Annotated in this window: 19 protein-coding genes and 8 pseudogenes; 17 read left to right on the top strand and 10 right to left on the bottom strand. The window is 60.5% G+C overall.

The window, feature by feature from the left end; all coding sequences use genetic code 11:
• The 3 genes and pseudogenes from QO034_RS22060 to QO034_RS22050 all read left to right on the top strand — a co-directional run.
• The coding region (locus QO034_RS22060; protein ID WP_284487671.1) for an IS3 family transposase at window positions 1–598 on the top strand (598 nt) is incomplete at its 5' end.
• A 43-nt stretch (window positions 599–641) separates the two neighbouring features.
• Window positions 642–2,054, top strand: a pseudogene (gene tnpC / locus QO034_RS22055) (IS66 family transposase); the annotation flags it as partial.
• A complete protein-coding gene (locus QO034_RS22050; RefSeq protein ID WP_284487670.1) occupies window positions 2,009–2,305 on the top strand; it encodes a transposase in 297 nt (98 codons plus the stop codon). The pseudogene tnpC and the gene QO034_RS22050, both read left to right, overlap by 46 nt.
• A 473-nt stretch (window positions 2,306–2,778) precedes the next feature.
• On the opposite strand, the gene QO034_RS22045 is transcribed toward QO034_RS22050, so the two are convergent.
• Window positions 2,779–3,072, bottom strand: a complete 294-nt coding sequence (locus QO034_RS22045; RefSeq protein ID WP_284487669.1) for a hypothetical protein — start codon at window positions 3,070–3,072, stop codon at window positions 2,779–2,781.
• A complete protein-coding gene (locus QO034_RS22040; RefSeq protein WP_284487668.1) occupies window positions 3,069–3,896 on the bottom strand; it encodes a VOC family protein in 828 nt (275 codons plus the stop codon). The genes QO034_RS22045 and QO034_RS22040 overlap by 4 nt, the downstream gene beginning before the upstream one ends.
• A 310-nt stretch (window positions 3,897–4,206) precedes the next feature.
• On the opposite strand from QO034_RS22040, the pseudogene QO034_RS22035 reads away from it, so the two are divergent.
• A pseudogene (locus tag QO034_RS22035) lies at window positions 4,207–4,337 on the top strand (IS6 family transposase); the annotation flags it as partial.
• Window positions 4,338–4,438: 101 nt separating this feature from the next.
• Window positions 4,439–4,516, top strand: a pseudogene (locus tag QO034_RS22030) (DDE-type integrase/transposase/recombinase); the annotation flags it as partial.
• 65 nt (window positions 4,517–4,581) lie between these two features.
• On the opposite strand, the pseudogene QO034_RS22025 reads toward QO034_RS22030, so the two are convergent.
• Window positions 4,582–4,875 (bottom strand): annotated as a pseudogene (locus QO034_RS22025) (integrase core domain-containing protein); the annotation flags it as partial.
• Between QO034_RS22025 and QO034_RS22020 the strand changes: the two are divergent.
• Window positions 4,873–5,037 (top strand): annotated as a pseudogene (locus QO034_RS22020) (single-stranded DNA-binding protein); the annotation flags it as partial. The pseudogenes QO034_RS22025 and QO034_RS22020 sit on opposite strands and share 3 nt — an antisense overlap.
• Window positions 5,038–5,138: 101 nt before the next feature.
• Here the strand turns inward: QO034_RS22020 and QO034_RS22015 are convergent.
• Window positions 5,139–6,098, bottom strand: coding sequence for a cation transporter (locus QO034_RS22015; RefSeq protein WP_284487667.1), 960 nt, complete (start codon window positions 6,096–6,098; stop codon window positions 5,139–5,141).
• A 341-nt stretch (window positions 6,099–6,439) separates the two neighbouring features.
• Here QO034_RS22015 and QO034_RS23475 point away from each other — a divergent pair.
• Both QO034_RS23475 and QO034_RS23470 read left to right on the top strand, forming a co-directional pair.
• Window positions 6,440–7,015 (top strand): annotated as a pseudogene (locus QO034_RS23475) (IS701 family transposase); the annotation flags it as partial.
• A 1-nt stretch (window position 7,016) separates the two neighbouring features.
• Window positions 7,017–7,388: a transposase gene (locus QO034_RS23470; RefSeq protein WP_456115102.1), complete on the top strand. Its 372-nt coding sequence runs from the start codon at window positions 7,017–7,019 to the stop codon at window positions 7,386–7,388.
• Here QO034_RS23470 and QO034_RS22005 read toward each other — a convergent pair.
• The 6 genes and pseudogenes from QO034_RS22005 to QO034_RS21980 form a co-directional block, all read right to left on the bottom strand.
• Window positions 7,336–7,701 (bottom strand): DDE-type integrase/transposase/recombinase, encoded by a 366-nt coding sequence (locus QO034_RS22005; protein ID WP_284487666.1) that lies wholly within the window; start codon window positions 7,699–7,701, stop codon window positions 7,336–7,338. The genes QO034_RS23470 and QO034_RS22005 overlap by 53 nt on opposite strands.
• Window positions 7,689–8,006 carry an IS3 family transposase gene (locus tag QO034_RS22000; RefSeq protein ID WP_407696805.1) on the bottom strand — a complete coding sequence of 106 codons (318 nt, stop codon included), beginning with the start codon at window positions 8,004–8,006 and terminating at the stop codon, window positions 7,689–7,691. The genes QO034_RS22005 and QO034_RS22000 overlap by 13 nt, the downstream gene beginning before the upstream one ends.
• Window positions 8,006–8,359: a transposase gene (locus QO034_RS21995; RefSeq protein WP_284487665.1), complete on the bottom strand. Its 354-nt coding sequence runs from the start codon at window positions 8,357–8,359 to the stop codon at window positions 8,006–8,008. Before QO034_RS21995 ends, QO034_RS22000 begins: the two co-directional genes overlap by 1 nt.
• Before the next feature lie 125 nt (window positions 8,360–8,484).
• Window positions 8,485–9,639, bottom strand: a pseudogene (locus QO034_RS21990) (ISL3 family transposase); the annotation flags it as partial.
• Window positions 9,581–9,871, bottom strand: coding sequence for a transposase (locus tag QO034_RS21985; protein WP_284487664.1), 291 nt, complete (start codon window positions 9,869–9,871; stop codon window positions 9,581–9,583). The pseudogene QO034_RS21990 and the gene QO034_RS21985, both read right to left, overlap by 59 nt.
• A 182-nt stretch (window positions 9,872–10,053) precedes the next feature.
• On the bottom strand, window positions 10,054–11,253 hold the full coding sequence (locus QO034_RS21980) for a linear amide C-N hydrolase (protein ID WP_284487663.1): 1,200 nt from the start codon (window positions 11,251–11,253) through the stop codon (window positions 10,054–10,056).
• A gap of 232 nt (window positions 11,254–11,485) precedes the next feature.
• Here QO034_RS21980 and QO034_RS21975 point away from each other — a divergent pair, with 232 nt between their 5' ends.
• The 9 genes and pseudogenes from QO034_RS21975 to QO034_RS21935 all read left to right on the top strand — a co-directional run.
• The gene (locus QO034_RS21975; RefSeq protein WP_284487662.1) at window positions 11,486–12,091 is read left to right on the top strand and encodes a hypothetical protein; all 606 of its coding nucleotides are present in this window, start codon (window positions 11,486–11,488) and stop codon (window positions 12,089–12,091) included.
• A 20-nt stretch (window positions 12,092–12,111) separates the two neighbouring features.
• The gene (locus tag QO034_RS21970) at window positions 12,112–13,023 is read left to right on the top strand and encodes a SphA family protein (RefSeq protein ID WP_284487661.1); all 912 of its coding nucleotides are present in this window, start codon (window positions 12,112–12,114) and stop codon (window positions 13,021–13,023) included.
• Window positions 13,024–13,656: 633 nt separating this feature from the next.
• Entirely contained in the window at window positions 13,657–15,273 is a 1,617-nt protein-coding gene (locus QO034_RS21965; RefSeq protein ID WP_284487660.1) for an amidohydrolase, read from the top strand.
• On the top strand, window positions 15,273–15,431 hold the full coding sequence (locus tag QO034_RS21960) for a hypothetical protein (RefSeq protein ID WP_284487659.1): 159 nt from the start codon (window positions 15,273–15,275) through the stop codon (window positions 15,429–15,431). Before QO034_RS21965 ends, QO034_RS21960 begins: the two co-directional genes overlap by 1 nt.
• 102 nt (window positions 15,432–15,533) lie before the next feature.
• On the top strand, window positions 15,534–16,883 hold the full coding sequence (locus QO034_RS21955) for a serine hydrolase domain-containing protein (protein WP_284487658.1): 1,350 nt from the start codon (window positions 15,534–15,536) through the stop codon (window positions 16,881–16,883).
• An 81-nt stretch (window positions 16,884–16,964) separates the two neighbouring features.
• Complete coding sequence (locus QO034_RS21950; RefSeq protein WP_284487657.1) at window positions 16,965–18,746, top strand: amidohydrolase; 1,782 nt, start codon at window positions 16,965–16,967, stop codon at window positions 18,744–18,746.
• Window positions 18,747–18,864: 118 nt separating this feature from the next.
• Window positions 18,865–19,707, top strand: coding sequence for a hypothetical protein (locus QO034_RS21945; RefSeq protein WP_284487656.1), 843 nt, complete (start codon window positions 18,865–18,867; stop codon window positions 19,705–19,707).
• A gap of 455 nt (window positions 19,708–20,162) precedes the next feature.
• Complete coding sequence (locus QO034_RS21940; protein WP_284487655.1) at window positions 20,163–20,405, top strand: hypothetical protein; 243 nt, start codon at window positions 20,163–20,165, stop codon at window positions 20,403–20,405.
• 177 nt (window positions 20,406–20,582) lie between these two features.
• Window positions 20,583–21,074, top strand: a pseudogene (locus QO034_RS21935) (transposase family protein); the annotation flags it as partial.
• Window positions 21,075–21,193: the final 119 nt, after the last annotated feature.

Raw genomic sequence — 21,193 nt, 5'->3', positions numbered from 1 at the left:
GCTGATGGATCAATTCGATCTGAGCGAGACAGAGAACGCCGGGGCGGCACGTCGCGCGCTCCCGCGGGCGCCGAAAGACATCCCCTGCGACACGGTCGGCAATCCCGCCGATCCCGACGCCCCGAATGAGGTCTGGTCGATGGACTTCATGGCCGACAGGCTGGGGGATGGACGGCAATTCCGGCTGCTGAACGTTCTGGACGACTTCAACCGCGAAGGACTGGGCATAGAGATCGACTTCTCACTGCCTGCGGAACGGGTTGTTCGAGCCCTGAACCAGATCATCGAATGGCGTGGTGCCCCTGGGACAATTCGGGTCGATAACGGCCCTGAATACATCAGTGGTACTCTCATGGAATGGGCCGAGAACAGGGGCATCACCCTGGCCTACATCCAACCCGGCAAGCCCCAGCAGAATGCCTATGTCGAGCGCTACAACCGAACGGTCCGGCACGAATGGCTGGACTTGTACATTTTCGAAAGCATCGAGGAGGTCCAGCAGATTGCCACCGAGTGGCTCTGGTCTTACAATCATGAACGCCCAAACATGGGCAACGGCGGGATCACACCCGTCCAGAAACTGAAGATGGCAGCGTAAATTCTACGACAAAGCCCCCGCAAAAATGGGGGGATTACCCGACGAGCGCATGCCCCGCCGTCGCCCCCGCGTGTCAGCAACCACCCCACGCGAGCGGCGCGAGCTTGACCCGGGCAGCTGCTGCCCGGATTGCGGCGGCGACCTGCGGCTCGTGGGCGAAGACATGAGCGAGATGCTCGACCTGGTCGCGGCGCAGCTGAAGGTCCTGCAGATCGCGCGGCTGAAGAAGTCCTGCCGCCGCTGCGAAACGATGGTGCAGACACCCGCGCCCAGCCGTCCGATCCCCGGCAGCATGGCGAGCGCGGCACTGCTGGCCTGGATCCTCGTCTCCAAGTTCGACGATCATTTGCCCTTGTATCGCCAGTCCGAGATCTTCGCCCGCATGGGGGCCGACATTCCGGACAGCACGCTGGTCGATTGGTGCGGGCGGGCGATGAAGGTGCTGGCCCCGCTGATCGAACGGATCGAGGCCGATGTGATGGCCAGCGACCTTCTCCACGCCGATGACACCCCGATCCGGGTGCTGGACCGGTCCCTGCGGGACCGAGGTCTCGGCAATGCTGCGCGACAAACTGGATGAGATTCTATGTCGCGGCATCGGTGACGTTATCATCGTGATTGCCGCTGGCGTCTCACCCAGATTGACGCGCTATACGGCAAGGGAGTCAAGAAAGGCAGAATCTGGGCCTATGTCCGGGATCATCGGCCTTGGGCGGGGACCACACCGCCCGGGGCGGTTTACCGCTTCGCCCCGGGCTGGAAGGAAGAACACGTCCATCGTCATCTTGCCCAGACCCGCGGCATCCTGCAGGCGGATGGCTACAAGGGCTATGTCAAACTCTACGAACCGGACCATGACGGCACGCCCCGCCTGCAGGAGGCGTCATGCTGGGCGCATCTGCGGCGTGACTTCCACGACGAATGGGACAAGACGAAATCCGCCATCGCGCGCAAGGCGCTCGACCGCATCGGCGCGCTCTACGATATCGAGCGCGAGATCAACGGGCAGCCCGCAGAGGTCCGCCTTGCCGTGCGCCAGAAGCACAGCGCGCCGAAGGTCGAAGCCTTCTTCGCCTGGTCCGAAAGACAGCTCACCCGGATCCCGGGCAAAGGAAACTTGGCCAAGGCGTTCCGCTACGGGCTTGCCCGCCGCACCTCGTTCAGCCTCTTCCTCGCCGATGGCCGTGTGGCGATCGACAACAATGCTGCCGAGCGCGCCCTGCGCCCGATCGGCATCGGTCGGAAGAACTGGCTCTTCGCGGGCGCAGACACCGGCGCCGAAACACTGGCCCGCGCCATGACGATCATCGAGACAGCCAAGCTGAACGGCATCGACCCGCAAGCCTATCTTGCCGACGTGCTCGACCGCATCCATGACCACAAGATCAACCGGCTCGACGAGCTCCTCCCGTGGAATTGGACGCCGATCGCCGACACTCAGGCCCAAGCCGCCTGAGCAACCGCGGTAACAACCGGGCGGTTACGCGCAAGGCGCCGAAGGGCGGCGCGCTTCATCCCATCGACGAAGACATCAACCGGATCATCGCCATGGTCCGGGCGCGCGTCGAGCATCCCTTCCGCGTGCTCAAGCGCCAGTTCGGCTACATCAAGACCCGCTATCGGGGTCTGGCGAAGAACTGCGCGCAGCTGTTCACGCTGTTCGCCCTTGGCAACCTGTTCCTCGTCCGACGAAAGCTGATGGCATGAGGCGGACTCTGTCCAAAATCAGGGGTTGGGCGCCTCAGGGCTGCCCGTTCGGGCACTCAGAGAGCGAAATCGGGCCTCACCGGCAAAATCAAAGCCCGATTGCTCCAAAATCGGCGTAACCGAAGAAGTAAATCAGACGCTCCTTAAGATCATCGGCGGTCGGGCATCCTGCAAGCGCAGTGGCCGGCGTGAATGTTATCAGTAGTGCGGTCGCAGTAAGGCGCATGAAATCGATCCCCAGCATCAAATCTTACGGGCAAGCCAACATACACTACCGACCCGTCCGGAAGTGGCAAAATCGCCAGTGCTAAGGTAGACGGATCATTTGCGACCGTCACGCCACAAAACAAACCTACATCCCGGCGCATGGCGTGGGCGGCTAGTTCTTTCTCATCGATACACAACAGAGCGCAGATGCTACTGGCGTCAGCCGGTAGTGGTTCACTTCACAGCCGGCACCTTCTCGTCGCGGCTCAGAAGGCGTCGAACCCGCCGAAATCGCCCCCGAAATCACCGCCAAAATCAGGTTCTGGAAAGCTAGTTTGCGGTATTGCGACCAAGGGCGGCTCGATGGGCAGTTCGACATCCGGACCTTCGGGGATCGGCGGAACGATGATCGGGCGGCGGTCATAGTAGCGCCAGTAGGGGCTATGGCCGAAACCCACATGCACGCGGGTCGAGAACGAACTGCGACTACCGGGCTGATCGCAGGCGGCCAGTGTCAGCGTAAGGATTGCGGCGCAGGCGGGGGCGATGAGGCGGGTCATTGGGCGCCTCCCTCACGGGTGGTTACGCCGATCGCGGCACCCATTGGATCAAGCAGAATGGCGGTGCCGGCTTCTCGAGCCAAAACGCTGCCGCCCAGATCCCTTGCACGTGCGATGGTCGCGTCGATATCAGCGACCAGCACGTAGGGCAGCCAGTTCGGCTCGACTTGGGATGGTGGTGCATATACCAACCCGCCGCGTGGCTGTCCGTTGCGCGTGAAGACCGTAAAGCTTTCGCTCCCAGAGATTTCACGCCATGTATCGAGGCCCGCCAACGCCTTGTAGAAGTGCTTGGCCGAGGCGGTGTTGTCAGTGAAGAGATCGGCCCAGATCCAGGTATTGAACTTGGCGGCCCCCCCGAGCGGTACGCCATCGGTGCCGTCATAAAGCGTGAGCGAGGCGCGGCGGGAATCCTCGATCGCGGCATAGGTGCCGTTGCCCGTCTGGACGGGTTGTGCCGTCAGCCGCCCGCCATTGCCCTTAGCAGTCTGCAGCGCGGTCATGGTATCGTCGACGCTCAATATCGGCTCCCAGCTGGATTTGACGCGCGTTTCGTTGCCAGGAACGGCGACGAGGCCGCCGATGAATTCATTGCCCGATGAAATCACTCGCGTGTCCTCGACCAGGCCGTTGGCAAAGCGCCAGCCGAACAGGTCGCCGTAAAAGCGCTCTGCCGCCCCGGGCGCGTCGGTCGCGAGATCGAACCAGGCGATGCTGCCGCTTTGCTTGTCCTGCCGCATCGCGGGCGCGCAAGCCACCAGCACGAAACAGGTCAGGGCGACCGCGAGTCCACGCCATGAGGCAGAAGAGATTGGGAGAGGCATCTGTGTCCTTTCCGGTTTGGAGGGCAGGCAATGAAGTCGTTTATCCGAGCCAGTTGAGCAGAGGTCAAAACCGGACGCAACCGCAAACCGGCATGTTGGGGAAGTGCACATGCTTTTGGGTGGCCATTGGCGTCCACCGGTGTACGGTTTTCTGAGACGGCAGATTGGGCAGTGCTGTCAGGCTGATTTTATCTCGTCTCACCTATGGCAGGATAGCTTTATCTTATGCCGCACCAAGCTGACGCCACTCGGCGGTTTTGTCAGAACGATTCCGGTTGAGACGGGCAGAGTGGCCTCGTAGCATCCGAACATGAACAAACCTGACCCGTTCAAGGGCTTTCACAGCAGCCCGGAAATCATTCGCCTGGCAGCCTGGCAGTGATGTTGTATGTGCGATTCCCGCTGTCGCTTCACAACGTCGAGGACCTGTTGCATGAACGGCCACTGTTGCACGGGTATGGTTGAACAATGGGAGCAGGATGATGCGAGAGTATCACGTCCGGTTCTGAGAGAGCGCGGGGGTGCAAGTCCCCCGCACCACTCACCTGTTCGTGAAGATCAACGGTGAGCAACATTACTTGTGGCGGGCGGTGGATCACGAGGGCGAGGTCTGTCCGTCGTCAGAGTTTTCCGGAATGCTTGGGCCGTTTCCAAATGGAGGCTCTGGTTCGGTTTCTGTTTGAGTTTAGGCGGCCGCGGCTTGGTGCTGCAACCGGCGTTTTCGGATTGTCTGTGTCTTGATCTCCTCTCTCGCCTTCAGGATTCTCGCGCCTCTTCCGTGGTAGACGTCGGCGGGCGTCAGATTGCTCAGGCTCTCGTGGTAGCGATGGTTGTTGTAGTGATCGACGAAGGCGCTGATCTGGCGTTCCAGGTCGCCGGGCAGGAAGTAGTTTTCCAGCAGAATCCGGTTCTTCATGGTCTGGTGCCAGCGCTCGATCTTGCCTTGGGTCTGCGGGTGGTGCGGCGCACCGCAAACGTGATCCACGGCCGCAACCACTACACCAAATGGATCGACAGCATGGGGAACGACCGCTACGGCTGCGAGATCATCGCCGAGAAGGTCGACTTCCTCAGCCGCCCGAAGTCGGCCGAGAGCGAAAACCCTGATCTGGTCGACCGCGACGACGAGATCCCGTTCTGAGAAACGGGGGCTCCCCCCTGGGACCCGGCGGGGAAACCCGCCGGGTTCGGCGTTCCGCCACGAGGCACTTTCGACCCCGCCGCACCTCAGATCGCAACGGGTCAATAGGGGCTAAGCTCGTCGGGCCAGCGTCTGGGATGCTCAGAGATCACCAGCAACACATCCGCGTTCGTCAAAGTCGTGCGGGCATCCCGGATCATGCGCAGGTTCAGACTGTCGATTTCCGCTGCTGAAACCGGTCGACCGGGATCATAATAGACCATCATCAGGATTGTCCGTCCCAGCTTGGTGATCGACATATCCTGCAGTCTGCCGCCATCCTCGGCGATGGCGGACCGGAGCGCTCGTCGCGCCGTGGCGAGATGCGCGGGGCTTGCGCTGACCCCGGCCAGTTCACCCAGTCCGCCGCGAAACTCGCGGGCATAAGAGCCAATCGCCAGCAAACAGAGCAGCAGGACGATCACGGAATCACCTACCGGCACAATCGGTGCCAGCGGGCCGTCCCGGAACAGGTAGATGGCACCCAGGCCCGCGCCCGCCGACACCGTGATCAGCCCGTCGAACAGTGCGGCTTTCGCCTCAAGCCGAAGAATGGCACTGCTTTTTTCGGTCTTGCACCAAGTGAAATAATGGAAGCTCCAGAGCAACGCGCATGTCAGGCCGATGCCGGTGAAATAGGTGATCATCGGCGCGAAATTCAGCGGCTCCGGTATCATGCCGCCGATGTAGTTGTAGATGTTCCTGATCGCATTGGTGACCGCAAACAGAAGCAAGCCAAGAAGGGAGATCGCGCGGAAGGTCACAAAGATCGCCTCATCCGCAGCATACCCCAGGGGGCGCGCGTTGTCGGGCCCTGCATCGATCCGGCGGCTGATCCGACGTGCGAGCAGCGCCGATCCGAAACCGATCAAGGAGAACAGACCATCCAACAGGATTGCACTGGAATTCGCCAGCAGACCTGCCACCAACCCGGCGGCAGCCATGAACAGATTACCCCACATGGCAACACTGAGAGATCGGCTTTCAAGGCGTTTTTTTCGGTCGGTGTCATAATCTTGCATTTCACATATTTCCAAAATGGCATCCAATTAGAACGGCTACACTCATGCGCTCAGTTCTTTGCCAATACATGTAAGGCCTACTGTGGCAGCGTTCCACAATTCTGGCATTGGTAACGCATTCAGGAGAGTAAGAGTTGTGCCGGTTTCCCGGTGACAGGTTGAGGATTGGGAGGGTGGCTCCCGGCGCCTGTCACGGAGGAATGCCGATGGGTGTTGTGGAAGTTCTGGATCCGGTTCAGCCGGCGCGGGCTGGTGGCTGGAAAGTGGATGTAAGCTAGTACTACAGTTGCGCATTGAAGTTTCTTCTGATTCCATCCTGCGGAGCGTTTTGGGGTGGGATCATGGCAGTAGCGGATTGGGCAGCGTCACCACCAGATTGGAGAGAAGCGCTTGATGAGCTGAAGGCGCATATTGCGCCCGCCTTCAAAAGGTCGGAGCAGCGCACCTCGGCCGGGTTATTCATCGACGGCCTGCTGTCGGGCGTGGAACGAAAGACAGGTTGGATGCTTGCCGAAGAGGCCGGTTTGGGTCGACCGTATCGGATCCAATCTCTGCTGGGCAGGTCGTCTTGGTCAGCCGATGCTTTGTGCGACGTTGTTCGTCGTTATTCCATCGACGCTCTTGGCGACCCGGATGGGGTCCTAGTCGTGGATGAGACCGGATTTCTGAAGAAAGGCGTCCATTCCGTTGGCGTGGCGCGTCAGTACTCCGGCACGGCGGGGCGTATCGAAAATAGTCAGATCGGGGTGTTTGCAAGCTATGCCAGCCGCTGGGGTCATGCTCTGATCGACCGGCGGCTTTACCTCCCGAAAGCTTGGGCCAATGACCCGGAGCGTCGTAGAAAGGCCAGTGTGCCGTATGATATTGCGTTCGCAACCAAGCCTGCCATAGCCACCGAGATGGTGGCGAAACTTCTGGATGAGGGCCTGCGTGCCGCTGGTACATACATCCGTGGCGGGCTTCTCCCGCTGGGTGCTTGCGCGGCGGAGCCTGCGGGATCCGGGCAAGCAGACCTGTTATTTCGTCTACGCCCGATCCGAAATCAGCCTTGCCGAGATGGCCGCTGCGGCAGGCCTGCGTTGGACAATCGAGGAATGCTTCCTGCGGGCCAAGAATGACTTGGGGCTCGATCACTGCGAGGCGCGCTCATGGCATGGGTGGCACCGCCACATGAGCCTTGTCATGGCAGCCGCAGTCCTTCTTGTGCGTCTTGCTGCTGAGCAGCGTCGCACGGCATTCAGCAAATCGAACAAAACGAGTCCGGACCTCGAGCTGGTTGGAACGCCCTGACCCGCCTCGAGGAAACCTTGACAACATCCGAACTCCGACGCTTGATCGCGCGCCTCATCGAGCCGACGAGGCCGTGTTGCGCCAGAAGGGCGCGGTGCATTTCCGAGGCGTATTGCGAACCGCGGTCGGTATGGAACACGCAACCCGGCAAAGGCTGGCGCAGCGCGATCGCGTGGCGGAGGGCCTGCACGGCGAGTCGGGCGTCGATCTTGCGGCCAATCGCATAGCCGACAACACGTCTGGACCAGGCGTCCAGGATCAGCGCCACGTAGGCGAAGCCGCCCGAGATCGTGACGTAGGTCAGGTCGGCCACCCACATCTGGTCCGGGCGTGGGCCTTAAAGTTCCTGGCGACGAACGGAAAGATCGGCCCGTCGTGATCGCTGTCGGTGGTTCTGACAAAGCAACGCCTTCGCCGCGGATTCAGGTCGTTTTCCTTCATCAGGCGTCTTACCTTCTTGGCATTGACGAGGAACCCGCGGTGGCGGAGTTCGGCGTCGACCCGGCGATAGCCGTAGCCCTCGAACTCGTCGGTGATGGCCCGGATCTCCGCGATGATCGTCGCGTCGTCGGGTCTGGCCGCCGGTTGGGCGTAGAAGCTGGATCGTGCAATACCCATCAGCTCGCATCCCCGCCGGATCGAGAGGCCGCGGGGCCGGTGGTCACGGATGTAGTCGCGTTTTTCTGCGCAGGCCTCGAGCGCGCAGCCCCCTTTAGAAAGTCGATCTCGAGCGCCTGGCGCCCGACCAGCCGTTCAAGGGCCGCGATCCGGACCTCGTAGGTGGTGAGCAGCTCGGCCGCCGCCTCGTCCTCGTCCAGGGCTCCGGCTTCCGCCTTCTCGACCCAGATTCGGATGAGATTCCTCGACAGGTCATGGCGGCGACCCAGAGCATGCAGGGTCTCGCCGGCGTGGTATTCAGCGACAACCTGTCGCTTGAACTCGGTGCTGTGGCTTCTGTGGCGTTTCGACATGGGCTTCCTTCCTATGAAAGCCCGCATCCGGTCAATTCAGTTCAGCCAATCTGTCCACCCCCAGGGGCGCACTCCATATCGGCGTCCAATATTGGGTCTGACTCAAAGTTGATGCACTTTGGTGGCTAAGATGCCGCGACGAGGCGTGCCCTGAGCAGATCTATGTTGGCGCGGCCATACATCTGGCGTTTCAGCGTCTTCAACCGATTGATCTGGCCCTCTGTCTGCCCGTTCGACCACGGTTCCCGCAGGGCTGCGGCGACCGCCGCCTGATCCCGGCGAAGCCCGCGGGCGAAAGCACCGAGCAGCCCGTCCTCCGCTTCATTCAGCCATCCTTCCAGCGCGTCTTCGCGCGCATTGCGTACCATGTCCGTAAACCGGTCAGTCAGCCTTCGGGCTGTGGTGAGGGCAGGCAGCGAAGCTTCGATCCTTGCAACCTGGATGGCATCAGCCTTGCACAGATGATCCCGGCCCAAGGTCAGGAGGCGAGCAATCTTGCGCGCGGGTGGCGACTTTTCTGTACCCGACGGCACGGCCTGCTCGGCACGGCGCCGGCGCGTGGCCCATTCCCCGACGACACGGAGGCTGCCCTGAAATCCATCTGCCCGCAGTCGGCGCCAGAGCTCTGCGCCGTTTCGGCAGCCGCCGTTCCATTCTCGTTCCAGACGCGGTAGCCAAGGGGTCAGACTGCTCTCGCGAATGCGAAAGACGTCTTCGCGCTCACCACGGATGATCTGGCGGACCAGCCCGCGGCTCAATCCGGTCAGGCGCACGATGCGTCTGATGGGAGTGCCGTCATCGGCCATCTGGCGAACCATGCGGTTGGTTTGTTGGCGGCGCTGAAAGCCCTCATATTGAAGCTTTTCCGCTGCCGTCAGAAGCTTCGGATCCAGTGCCTTTGCTCCGATGGCTTTGCGGATGGCAGGCATGTTACGCTGTACGGCGGCCAGGAAAGCCGTGCTCGCGTTCTCCAACAGGTGCCAGCGGTCGGCAACCTGAACCGCCTTTGGCAAGGCCCGTGAAACGGCACCACCATAGCCTCCGTTGCGGTCGCGGGCGACGACCTCGATCCCCGGACGGGCCCGCAGCCAGGCCTCGACCGTGGCCGGTTCCCGGTCTGGAAGGAGATCAATGACCCGCCGCCGCTCCAGATCGCAGATCAAAGTGCCGTAGCGCTGCCCCTTTCGCCAGGCCCAGTCGTCAATACCTATGACGCGGAGATCACTGCTTGAGGCCGTCGCCGCGTCCCGGATGCTGCGCAGGAACGTAGCCCTTGTAGCCGTCGGCCTGCAGGATGCCGGCGGGCAGGAACAGCGCGCCCGCATCAGGAGACCACAAACCCTTGCGCTTCAGCTCGTGACGCCAGGCGTAGATCTGCTGGCGCGTCACCTCGTGCCGTTGCTCCACCTGGGTCACCGTCGCGCCGTCGATCCCCACGTCGCTCACAATCGCCAATTTCGCCTCGTCGTCCCAACGCCGCTGACGCTCAACACCCAGAACCTCACCCTGCATCGCCCCTCCGCGCATAAGAGACGTCGTTTGCGACGTCGCTATGCACGTGTCTTATGGCCTCACGTCGAAAGCCGGCAGGCGGTGCCAACCGGGTGGTTACTTTGCATCTGGCCTTGCGTCTGATCGTAGGTTTTGCCCAGTAATCCTGATACTAGCTGGCCCAGAACATGCCGGCGCTGCGGTCAAGCGAGCCGATGGTTGAGGGATGTCGGTTCCGAGCGTGTTGTTCTCCAGGTCGAACCGGGCGACGTGGTTACCTCCCAGGCTGCGGACGGTGCTTCCGACATTTCGGTCCAGATCACTTCCGTCGCTCCATTGTCGGCTTGCTTTTGGATCTTGGCGTGCATCGGCACCTTGAATTCCTTTGTATCCTCGATATTGAAGGTGATCTTCGAGGCGGTCATCATGCTCCGGAACGCAACATCGCCGTTGTCCAAGTTGAACTGCATGGTGAAGAAGGTCGGGAAATCTTCGCTGGTCGCGGGATCCTGGATGCCGAAGGGCACCACAGCCGAGACGTCGAAGGCAACTTCCTGGCGGGCGGCGACCTGTTCATAGCTCAACCCGCCCAGGTCGAACTGCTCAGACATGGCCAGCAGGCGGGCATAACGATCCTTGCCGGTAATGCCCCACGGCAGCGACGATGCCGCCTTGGCGTTCGTCAGATCGTACTGGGCATTATATTCACGCTGCTCGGGGAGCAGGGGATCGTTGGTCTTGACGCTCAGGTCGCTGCTCGAGTCATCGAGATAGGTGTTCACCACGCCGCTCTCGCCGAGCTGGATCAACAGGATCTGGCCCTGCTTGTCGACCACCGAAAAATGCAAGTCGGCGGTGTGGCCGATCCCGGCGACGGGAGCCGCCCAGGCCAGCTGGAAGTCACCGTTGTCGAGGGCGTCCTTGACCTCGGCGGTCGTGGCGTAGTTCTCGGCAATGAAGGTCGTGACATCGACGATATTGACCGCCGGCGCGCCATTGTCCCTTTGCTGCTCAATGAACGGTTTGGAGCCGCCCTGCGACAGGGCCATGGCGCTCAGGCCCTGGTCGTTGACGGTCTGGCCGGAGAGACCGCTGAAGGCTCCGTGCTCTTCGAACGAAATGGTGTGATACTTGGTGGTCCAGTTGCTGAAGGCGTTGGCGTAGCCATCGACCTCGCCGCGCATCTGGCGCGCGCGGCCTTCCGGGAACACCGAAACCTGAGCATCGAAGGGGGCGCTGGAAACCCAGTCAGCCGAACGGATCAGCAGAGTGCCATATTCGGTATCCGTGACAAGGCGCGAACAGGTGTTTGCGCTGAGCGCGGTGGTAGTCATGGCGGCGGCCAGCACGGCGGTAATGACGGTGGTCTTGAAGGAGCGGGTTTTGATGACGGAGGCTTTCATCTTTTTCATCCTTGAGTTGCGACAGTGTCGTCTGCGTTTCTGATGAGGAAGAGATAGCCGGCGACACCGAGGGCAGAGATGTAGGCAACAGTTGCTTAACCGTAGACCAATGTTGTTGCGCGACGGCCTCATGCGACCCAGCCATAGGACCTCAGCTAAGAAATATAGCTTTCAGACGGAGGGGTTGCACATGCTAGTCTGGTCGAAGATCCAGAAACGGAGGATGCAAACCATGCGCCAGGCTGCAGCCGCACTGCTGATGGCAGTCACTTCGCTGCCCGCATTTGCCGGATGCCCCACCGAAGCTGATCTCAACGATTCACAGCCAATCTTCCTCGATTACGACGATGGCTGGAGGCTCGAGTTGCGCAAAGCGAGTGATGGCGCGATTGTGGAACATGGCCGGCAAGCAAACGGCGAGTCCGGGTACCGGATCGTCTCTTGGAACGGGATCTTCGTGATCGACGAGATCGAGACACTCGGTCCCCTGAATCTGCGGCGCTCTCGGGTCATGACCAGATTGCCGGAGTTTAAAGGGATCGTTCTCGCGCCCGGCAGCAGTTTTGAAGTGATCGGGCACGCAATCTTTGCCGATGGCTCTCCGAGCGAAGAGGCGACAATTGCCGTGGAGTTCGGAGTCGACGAGCAGGCAGATATTGCCGGCTGTAGCTATGAAGCGATTCCAGTCGAGGCCACTTACGGCCGCGGTGAAGAGTCCCTCGCCACCAAGATGCTGTTCCTGCCAGCCCTGCAGCTTTCCGTACCCGTATGGCAGAGAGAACCGGACGGTCGTGAAACTGCATTCACACCGAAACGCTTTGACTCTGAACGTGAATGATCGAGAAGGACAGACTGGGCATGAAACTTTCCTTACCCCGCCTTGGCGCCTCAATCTTCGCCCTGGGCCTAGGGTCCGCCTTGCCGGCTGCCGCGCAGATGCCGATTGCCGGAAACTACGGTCTTGGCGCAGGGCTGGGCCAGTCCTCGGCAATTCTGCCGCCTCCTGGAACCCACGTGATCGAGAACGGCTGGATCGGCTACGATATCGACAGGTTCGTGGATGGAAACGGCAAAGACACCGGTGCGCCCGGAGTGGATGTCCGGGCAACCCGGCTTGCGTTTCGGTATGTTGTTCCGGACGTGACGTTGCTGGGCGGAGACTACGCCCCTGGCCTAGTGCTGACCTACCGGGATCAGGTCCTGCGCCCGGAACCCGGCTCGAAGACCGCGTATCAGCCCGGCGATGCCGTCTTCACGCCGATCGCGCTCGGCTGGCACCAGGGCACTTGGCACACGCAGGTGTCCTATACGATCTGGATTCCCACCGGAAAATTCGAGGAGGGCGGTCAGACCAACACCGGCAAAGGACTCTGGAGTCAGATGTTCTATGCAGGAACGACCTGGCGGCAGGAGACGGACTTGCCCTGGGCTGTCACCCTGCAGGCCCGCTACGAGACTTTCGGCAAACAGAAGGATACGGACATACGGCCCGGAGACGTCTTTTCGATAGAAGCGGCGATTGGCAAGGAAGTCGTTTCCGGACTTAGCCTCGGGCTGCTTGCCGCGACATCCTTCCAGGTGACGCAGCAGACCGGCACGCCGGGCGGCAACCCGGACAAGTACAGGATCAACATTGCCGGAGGCGAGATCGTCTGGAAGCCGAAATCCCTCCCCGGGGCGCAGGTCGCCCTGCGTGTTGGAAAGGACTTCGATAACCGCAATACCTCCGAAGGCATCGCAAGCCTCCTGTCGCTGGCCTACGCTTTCTGATCCTGACGATCGGTTAAGCAAGACTGTGACTTGCGAAGGGCCGAGGGGTTTTCCGAGCTTCTGCAGCATGGAAAGCAACATACCGTGAAAGGATCGGGACGACCGCCGCTACCTTCTCCTGGCGCCTCGCCCGCTCAATCCTTTCTGCCGGCGTTTCGCGGGTTTTCGGAACCGATCTGTTTGCGTCCTGCGCTGACATCGGACGTTCTTACCGAGGCATGTGGTTGTCTGATGACCCGCGAGATAGCCAGGGAGCGTCAGCGCCCGGATGTTCGATACCGTAGGCAACGGTAGCGTCTCACGGCGTTTTCAAAGGCCACTCAAAGTGGAGTTCGGTCACACCGAAGCCTGTCGGCGTAAGGTTTCAGCGACGCCGATCCATGGGCGTCGCGGTGTTGCGCTGACTGGAAAGACGACGTTGGCGCACTCGAAGCGGGTAAGAAGCCCGACCCTCCGGTCCTGAGCCGGACCGTTTCCGACATTGGTCCGCGGTAGAAATACAACGTTGATCTGCTAGGCTCGTCTACGAAGACGCGCAGAATCAATCGGAATACCGAAGTCGCCGAGCATTGTTGGATTTCTAAAGCATGGAGCACGGGAATGGATAAATAGGTTCGAGCCGCATTCACCATAGTGTCGCTCGCGGCGGTGGCAACGCCGTCGTTCGCGCAGGAGACGGCGGATTTCATGTTGACGAATGGCTACGTCTATACAGTCAATGACGATCAGCCCGAGGCCGCGGCGGTTGCCGTAGGCGGCAAAGAGATTATCTTTGTCGGGTTAGCCGAAGACGCCGCAGCCCACATTGGCGATGGCACCGAGGTGATTGACCTCGATGGCAAGATGGTCCTGCCGGGCTACGTCAGCACGCATGACCATATCATCGGCGCAGCATGGGTGAACCAGGGCGTGGATCTCAACAGCGCCACGACCAAGGAAGAGACCCTCCAGCTGCTCCGCGACTATGTGGAGGCGAACCCCGATCTCCCGATTGTCCTGGGGCAAGGTTACAATACGGGGTATGTGGGCGGCTTCCCGACTGCTGCGGAGCTCGATGAAATCGTGCCGGACAAGGTCGCGATCATCATCGACTTCACGCTGCACAACGCGTGGCTGAATACCAAGGCGCTGGAGGCGGGCAACATCACCAAGGATACCCCCGATCCCACGCCCGGCGTGAACTTCTGGGTCCGCGACGAGGAGGGCAATCCCACCGGCGTCGGCATGGAGGGCGCCTGGTTTGCACCCTACCTGGCCGTCGCCTGGGATGCCGAGAAGATGATCAGCGAAAGCCGCGCCAAGCTTCAGGCCGAGGCGGCCGCCGGCGGCATGACGACGGTTCTCGTGCCGCAAATCGTGACGCCCAACGTCACCAATGCGCCCGGCATGTTCAAGGATGCCGAGACCACGATGAAGATCCTCGCGGCCGCCAACGAAGCGGGCGAGTTGCCGATGCGCACCTTCGTCTCCCCGAGTTACAAGGACGTCTCGGCCGATCCGGTGGAGTTCGCGCAGCGCGTCCGCGATATGGCGGATCGCTACAGCGGCGACATGGTCCGGGTGCATGGCATCAAGCTGCACCCCGAGGGCACCTGGTCCGGCATGGGCGTCCTGATGCTGGAACCGTTCGAAGGAACGGACAATTATGGCGCTTCGGTGGTGTCGCCGGCCCTGATGAAAGAGGTTGTGCTGGCGGCCAATGCCCAAGGACTCGATGTCGTTTCGCATGCCGAGGGATCGGCCACTGTGCGCGGGATGATCGACGCCATCCTGGCATCGCGTGAAGCCGGCAATACCGTCGAGCGCAACGCCGTGCATCACTTCCAGAGTGTCCACCCGGACGACCAGCAGCGCGTGATCGACAACAAGATTCCCGTAAATGCCACGCCGATCTTTTCGACCGACTGGGCCGGGCAGGATGTGGATTACAAGAAGCTCCTGGGCGAGCAGCGCACACTCACCTATGTCGGGCAATACGCCAAGGGCGCGGATGCGGATTACAGGATGCTCAGCATATCTGCCGATTCTCCCTCCTCCCCGATGGCCAATGTCGGCATGCTCAACCAGATCTACGGGGCGGTAACCTTCAAGAGCACGCTCCAGCCCCCCGAAGTGTCCGAGCCGTTCCCGCCGGGGGCGCCGCATCTGCCCTCGAACAGGCGATCAGGGCGGTCACAATCGGCCCGGCATGGCAGCTCAGAATGGAAGACAAGATTGGCTCCATCTAGGTCGGCAAGCTGGCGGACCTAGTGATCCTGGACCGGAACATCATGGACCTGGGCGATTCCGAGGAACTTCTTGACACGAATGTTCTCGGGACGATCATGGATGGTGAGTTCAGGTTCCGGGAGGGAACCTGGCGAGGTTTGCAGAACGTGGCCTTCTGGGGAGCTTTCGCACTGACGTGAGGTGTGCGGGCGAGTTTGCCGCCCGCGAGCGATCAAACGCGCGAGGTTTCGGGGAGCAAACAGAAGACGAATCGCGCTCAAATTTGTGAAAGGAAAGATGCGATGAAATCGATTGCCAAAATGAGTATAGCCACGCTGCCGGCAATTGCCGTTGCAGCACTATGCGCCGTTTCGAGCGCGCCGCTGAGCGCTCAGGATGCTCCGGATTACTCGACTGCGCAGGAACTGGGCCTGATGGAGGGTTTTCCACCTCCACCTGACAAGCAGGTGACGAAGGCGAACGCTATGCTAACGGGGCCCTTCAACCGGTGGTCCTACCAGAATATGCGGATGTTTTACCCCTCAGCCAACGTGCCAGCCGCCGACAAAGTCGTACCGCTCAGCAAGACCATCGACTGGAATTTTGAGAAAGGGGTCGAGATCAAGGAACCGGGAACCGATGCGTCAAAGAGCCTTGCTGATTTTCTGAAGGAAACTTGGGCGGACGCCATTGTCGTGATCCGCGGCGACCAGATCGTCTATGAGAAATTCCTCAACGGTATGACGTCGGATACGCCCCATCAAATGATGTCTGCAACTAAGTCATTCGGCGGCCTTCTCGGCCTGATGGCGGTCGCGGAGGGCAAGGTATCGGAAGACGAACTTGTCACGCAATACGTACCTGAACTCGATGTGGAAGACGGCGCCTTTGCCGGCGCAACCTTCGGTCAGGTCCTGAACATGACAAACTCAATGGACTTCACCGAGGTTTACGACGATCCGACATCTGGGATCCGCACCTACGGAGCCGTTCTGGGCTGGACAGAGAAAGTGGACGGCATCGACTATCCCGCCCGCCTGTATGATTATCTTGCCACACTCAAGGTCGACCCTGAACACCCGCATGGCGAGATTTTCCACTACCAGACGCCCAAGACCGACGTGGTCAACTGGGTCACCAATCGAGCGAATAACGCATCTTTCCAGCAGGCGCTCTACGACGGGATCTGGTCGAAGATCGGTGCCGAAGGAGAGACCTACGTGCTGCTCGACAACAATGCCACGCTCGTAGCCGGGGGCGGTTTGAACGCGACGCCGTATAACCTGGCGCGTTTCGCGATGATGATGCTCAACAACGGCAAGTTCAACGGCAAGCAGGTTGTCCCGGCGTCGGTGGTCGACAAGATTGCCGAGGGTGGCAGCATCGAGGCATTCGATTCAGGCCCCGATTCCGACGACTTTGTCCATAAGAAAGGCGAATGGAGCTATCGCGCGCAGTGGTGGGTCAAGCACACACCGGGCATGGAGGCGTTCATGGCGATTGGCATCCATGGCCAGTGGATCTACATCGACCGGGCCCACAACGTTGCGATTGTCAAACAAAGCTCCATGCCGCCGTCGAAGGACACATACCTCGACGGGTACAACCTGGAGGGTTTCTACGGCATCATCAGATATCTGGCAGGCATGTGACGACCGAAAATCCCCGAAACACGGAAGGTTGCTGGTATCCTCCGGGTCCCGGCAACCGCACAACGCAGGAAGGTTTGACCAATGAAGTTTACGCACTCTTCAAAGCTTTTGGCTGCCTCAATGTTGCTGGCCGGAGCGACATCGGCGCCGCTTGCCCAAGAGGCGGCCGACATCGTCTTTACCAATGCCAACATCCACACGATGGACGAGGACAATCCGACTGCGCAAGCGGTGGCGATCAGCGGCAATACGATCTCCTATGTGGGCGACGACGCAGGCATTCAATCCCTTATTGGGGACGATACCAGGGTCATCGATGCGCAAGGGCACTTGATGGTACCGGGCTTCATCGAGTCTCATTCCCACCTGCTTGTGGCCGCCGCGGCCATATCGGGGGTAATCGGTGATCAGCGTGACGACGCCGATAATATCGCCCGGAAAGTGGTCGACTATGCGACGGAAAACCCGGGCGATTGGACGATCTTTGGCACGGGTTTGGCGGCGACATTGCTTCAAAGCGACTCAGCGAACCGGGAAATTCTTGATGAAGTGCTTCCGGACCGCGGCATCGTGTTGCTGGATGAGACCAATCACAATGCCTGGGTGAACAGCAAGGCGCTGGAACTTGCCGGTGTCACAAAGGACACACCGGATCCCGCCGGCGGTACGTATGTGAAAGACGAGAACGGCGAGTTGACCGGGATAATCCAGGGCTCACCGGCCCACATCCCGGTCATCAACGCATCGAAGGCCGTGACGCCGGAGGGCCTCGCGGCCTCCTTGCCGAACATGCTGGAGATTATGACCAGCTTCGGATTTACCGGGGCGCTCGACATGGGTTTCCCGCTCGGCACCGAGGCCGGCTACCAGGCGCTCGTCGATTTGGACAATGAGGGCAAGTTGCCGATACGCGTCAGTCTTGCCTACATGTTCAATACGGTGGATCTGGGCAAGAAGGTCCTCGCGACGATCGAGGAGTTTTCGCAGCGGTTTAGCTCCGAACATGTCTGGCTCGACACGCTGAAGATCGTCGGCGATGGCGTGACCGAGAACTTCAAGGCGTATTTCTTCGAACCCTATCTGGACCACGATGGAAGCGGCGCAATGAATTCCGGCGATGAGTTCACGCGCGAAGCGGCGATTCAAGCCGCGGATATGGGGTTCAACGTGACAACCCATTGCGTCGGAGACCGGTGCAACGCCCTCATGCTCGATATCTATGAAGAGATCCGGGCGGCAGGGAACGAGGACGCCATTCTCAGCACCACCCATTCGTGGTGGGTCAGGCGAGAAGATCGGCCGCGTTGGGCCGAGGCCAACGTGATCACGCAAACCGCCGGGATCTGGCTGTTTTACCGCCCGCAGTATGCCACTTCCCTGGGTCAGGAACGCAATGACACAGAACAGTTCCCGATGCGGGACTGGGCGGATTCAGGGGCGGTCATCGCCCTGGGATCGGACTATCCGGCGACCGATGGCGGGTTGATGGGGCTGAACCCATTCAACAACATCTACAGCCTGCTGACCCGCCAGCTTGCTCCGCCGCTGGTGGGGTCGGTTGGCGAGAAACACGACCCTCTTGGACCGGCCGATCAGGTTCTAACAATTGACGAAGCCGTGCGGGCCTACTCCGAGGGAAGCGCCAAGATGATGGGCCGGTTCGATGAGTTCGGCTCGATCACCGAGGGGAAGAAGGCGGATCTCATCGTGCTTTCGCAGAATCTCTACGAGATCGATGTCGAAGACATCTCGAATACCGACGTATTGCTGACCATGATGGACGGAAACATCACCTATGCCGAACCGGGAATCGTGGCAGGTATACTTGCCGACCTCGACATCTTTCCCATCTGGACCGAGTGATCTCGATCGATCAAGAAATCCTTGTGTTCATGGGTATAGGGGTCAGGATGGAAAAGCCGCACAACGATTCGTGTGTTTGCGGTTCAGTTGAGCGATCAGGCCGAAGGAGATTTTCGGAATGCACTACCCCCGTTTCGTTGGCGGTGCGGTGCTGGCAACGGCCCTCTCGAATGCCACGACGCCGCTGCTGGCACAGGGCGATTCCAATTGCGATGCTGCCTGTCAGGCGGCACGGAAGGCTGCCAACCCGCTGGCGGACATCCGCGCCATTCAAACCGAGACGACGATAGGCTACCGTTCGGGAACGGACAAAGAGGACAGCTATGTCTTCCAATTGCAGCCGGTCTATTCGGTGCCGCTCGATGGCGCCAACCTGATCCTGCGCGGGGTCTTTCCGTTCATGGGAGTTCAGCCAGGCGCCGTGCTGCCGCCCGAAACGATCGCGCCGTCGCCGAACAACAGTTTGGTTACAGGACTGGGCGATACCATTTTGCAGGCCTATTACGCGCCAACTCCGGCCGAAGGCGCGGTGTCGCTCGGCTATGGTATCCAGGTCTCACTGCCGACACGTACCGACGACAGTCTTGCCGGGGCCGGCTGGGGTGCGGGGCCTGCCTTTGTCTTATTTGGCCAAACCGGCGATCTGTCCTGGGGCGCGTTACTGGCGCATATATGGGGCGAGAATGATTTCAGCGTCACCACGATCCAACCGATTTTGTTGTATGGATTCGGGTCCGGTTGGTATGTTGGTTATAACAACTCACTCACTTACGACTGGAAAGCGGCCTCCGACACTGAAGCGTGGCAGATACCACTCGGGTTGACCATCGGTAGAACGATTGTCCTCGATGAGGTCAAGGGTACGGCGATGGATGTCAGTCTCGGATGGTATGATCTCGACCGAAAACCGAAAGGTGGCGCCGATAGTCAAATCAAGTTCGGACTGTCGTATTTCTTCTGACAAAAGTATCTAGCCCGACTACCAAACGAAGCCACTTCACGCCACCGTGGGTTCTAGAGCGGTTTGCCTTTGATCGGATTAGGGGTGTCCAACTGGTCTGAAACGTGATTCCTTGTTTGAAAACAAGCAAGGGCGGTCATCATGGGCAAACCTCATCCAATCGAGCTTCGGCAACGTGTTGTGGCGCATGTCGAGGCGGGCCACACGCATCATTCGGCGGCGGCCCGTTTTGATGTGTCAGTCAAGTTCGTCAACGACATGGTCCGACTGAAACGCGAGACGGGATCGCTCGCGGCCAAGCCGCAGGGCAACCCGGGTAATGGCAAGCTGACGCCGCACGCGGCCAGTCGGGCGACCAGTGGAACCCGGCTTGTCCCCGGATACGGTCGCCGGCGAGAGCGATGCAGCGTTCGGCAACGGAGGCGTCGAGATCGGCGAGTGTGGCGAATTGCCGGTTGACAGATATCGCCGCCCGCGTCGCCCCGCATGTCCTGGCGAAGGCGGAACACATGCTGTCATGCTCGGCGACGAGGTCGCCCGAGTCGATCCGTGCGCGGCTGGCGGAGATCGTCGACAGGTATCGACCCGACGAGCTCATGGTGAACGGCATGATCCACGACAACGCGGTGCGGGTCCGCTCCTTCGAGATCGCCTCAGGGGTGTTGAAGGAAATTTGTACTTCAGAAAGTTTGCTCTGAAGCCAAAACACCACTATCCACTCCGAGAGCGGCAGCCAGCCTGCAGAGGGCGTCTTTGGACATGATCGGCTGGCCATTCTCGATGTCAATCGGCATTGAACTTTGGGTCTGAAGCAGATTTGGTGCAGTCCAACATGCCAGGCGCTATATATCGGCAGGTTTTGGAGGAGATTGCCGATGGCGTCACAGTTTTCACGGCGGGATTTCCTGCCGGCAGGTCTCAAGGCCGACCAGGTCGAGCTCGTTGGGAACACGGTCCGGATCCACTCGCGTTCCGCCAAAGCCGCGGCGGCGTGCCCACGCTGCGGCACGGTTTCACGCCATGTTCACAGCAGGTACCGCCGACGGCCTGCCGATCTGCCTGCGCATGGCCGGAAGGTGGAACTGGTCCTGCTGGTTCGCCGATTTCGCTGCCGTGCTCTGCGGTGCCCGGCCAGGATATTTGCGGAGCGGTTTCCACCGGACGTGACCTGGCCGCATGCGCGGCGTACCTCCCGTCTGCAAGGGCTGGTCCGGCACCTCGGCCTGGCACTCGGCGGGCGTCCGGCACAGGCGCTCGCCGCACGGCTCCTGCTGCCGGTCAGCAAGGATACGTTCCTCCGCAGCATCCGGGACGCGGCGACGGCCTCAAGCAGTGATCTCCGCGTCATAGGTATTGACGACTGGGCTGTCAATCGGCATTGAACTTTGACCCCTTATCGGCGTCCAATATTGACCCCCTTTTGCTGAGCAGGCCCGGCGCTGCGTAGCCCTCACATAGCGCAGCGGCGGCGGGCCTGCGGGGTTTC

It is taken from the genome of Sedimentitalea xiamensis (assembly GCF_030164465.1).
GTDB lineage: Bacteria > Pseudomonadota > Alphaproteobacteria > Rhodobacterales > Rhodobacteraceae > Sedimentitalea > Sedimentitalea xiamensis.
The sequence above is the reverse complement of the archived record's forward strand: the minus strand, read 5'-3'. Positions and strand labels throughout refer to the sequence as shown.

What these genes read in the sequence shown, in the direction of transcription:
- QO034_RS22045 (WP_284487669.1), bottom strand. Translation starts at nt 3,072, where the DNA reads ATGACCCGCCTCATCGCCCCCGCCTGCGCCGCAATCCTTACGCTGACA.
- QO034_RS22040 (WP_284487668.1), bottom strand. Translation starts at nt 3,896, where the DNA reads ATGCCTCTCCCAATCTCTTCTGCCTCATGGCGTGGACTCGCGGTCGCC.
- QO034_RS22015 (WP_284487667.1), bottom strand. Translation starts at nt 6,098, where the DNA reads ATGCAAGATTATGACACCGACCGAAAAAAACGCCTTGAAAGCCGATCT.
- QO034_RS23470 (WP_456115102.1), top strand. Translation starts at nt 7,017, where the DNA reads ATGAGGGCCTGCGTGCCGCTGGTACATACATCCGTGGCGGGCTTCTCC.
- QO034_RS22000 (WP_407696805.1), bottom strand. Translation starts at nt 8,006, where the DNA reads ATGGGTATTGCACGATCCAGCTTCTACGCCCAACCGGCGGCCAGACCC.
- QO034_RS21995 (WP_284487665.1), bottom strand. Translation starts at nt 8,359, where the DNA reads ATGTCGAAACGCCACAGAAGCCACAGCACCGAGTTCAAGCGACAGGTT.
- QO034_RS21985 (WP_284487664.1), bottom strand. Translation starts at nt 9,871, where the DNA reads ATGCAGGGTGAGGTTCTGGGTGTTGAGCGTCAGCGGCGTTGGGACGAC.
- QO034_RS21980 (WP_284487663.1), bottom strand. Translation starts at nt 11,253, where the DNA reads ATGAAAGCCTCCGTCATCAAAACCCGCTCCTTCAAGACCACCGTCATT.
- QO034_RS21975 (WP_284487662.1), top strand. Translation starts at nt 11,486, where the DNA reads ATGCGCCAGGCTGCAGCCGCACTGCTGATGGCAGTCACTTCGCTGCCC.
- QO034_RS21970 (WP_284487661.1), top strand. Translation starts at nt 12,112, where the DNA reads ATGAAACTTTCCTTACCCCGCCTTGGCGCCTCAATCTTCGCCCTGGGC.
- QO034_RS21955 (WP_284487658.1), top strand. Translation starts at nt 15,534, where the DNA reads ATGAAATCGATTGCCAAAATGAGTATAGCCACGCTGCCGGCAATTGCC.
- QO034_RS21950 (WP_284487657.1), top strand. Translation starts at nt 16,965, where the DNA reads ATGAAGTTTACGCACTCTTCAAAGCTTTTGGCTGCCTCAATGTTGCTG.
- QO034_RS21945 (WP_284487656.1), top strand. Translation starts at nt 18,865, where the DNA reads ATGCACTACCCCCGTTTCGTTGGCGGTGCGGTGCTGGCAACGGCCCTC.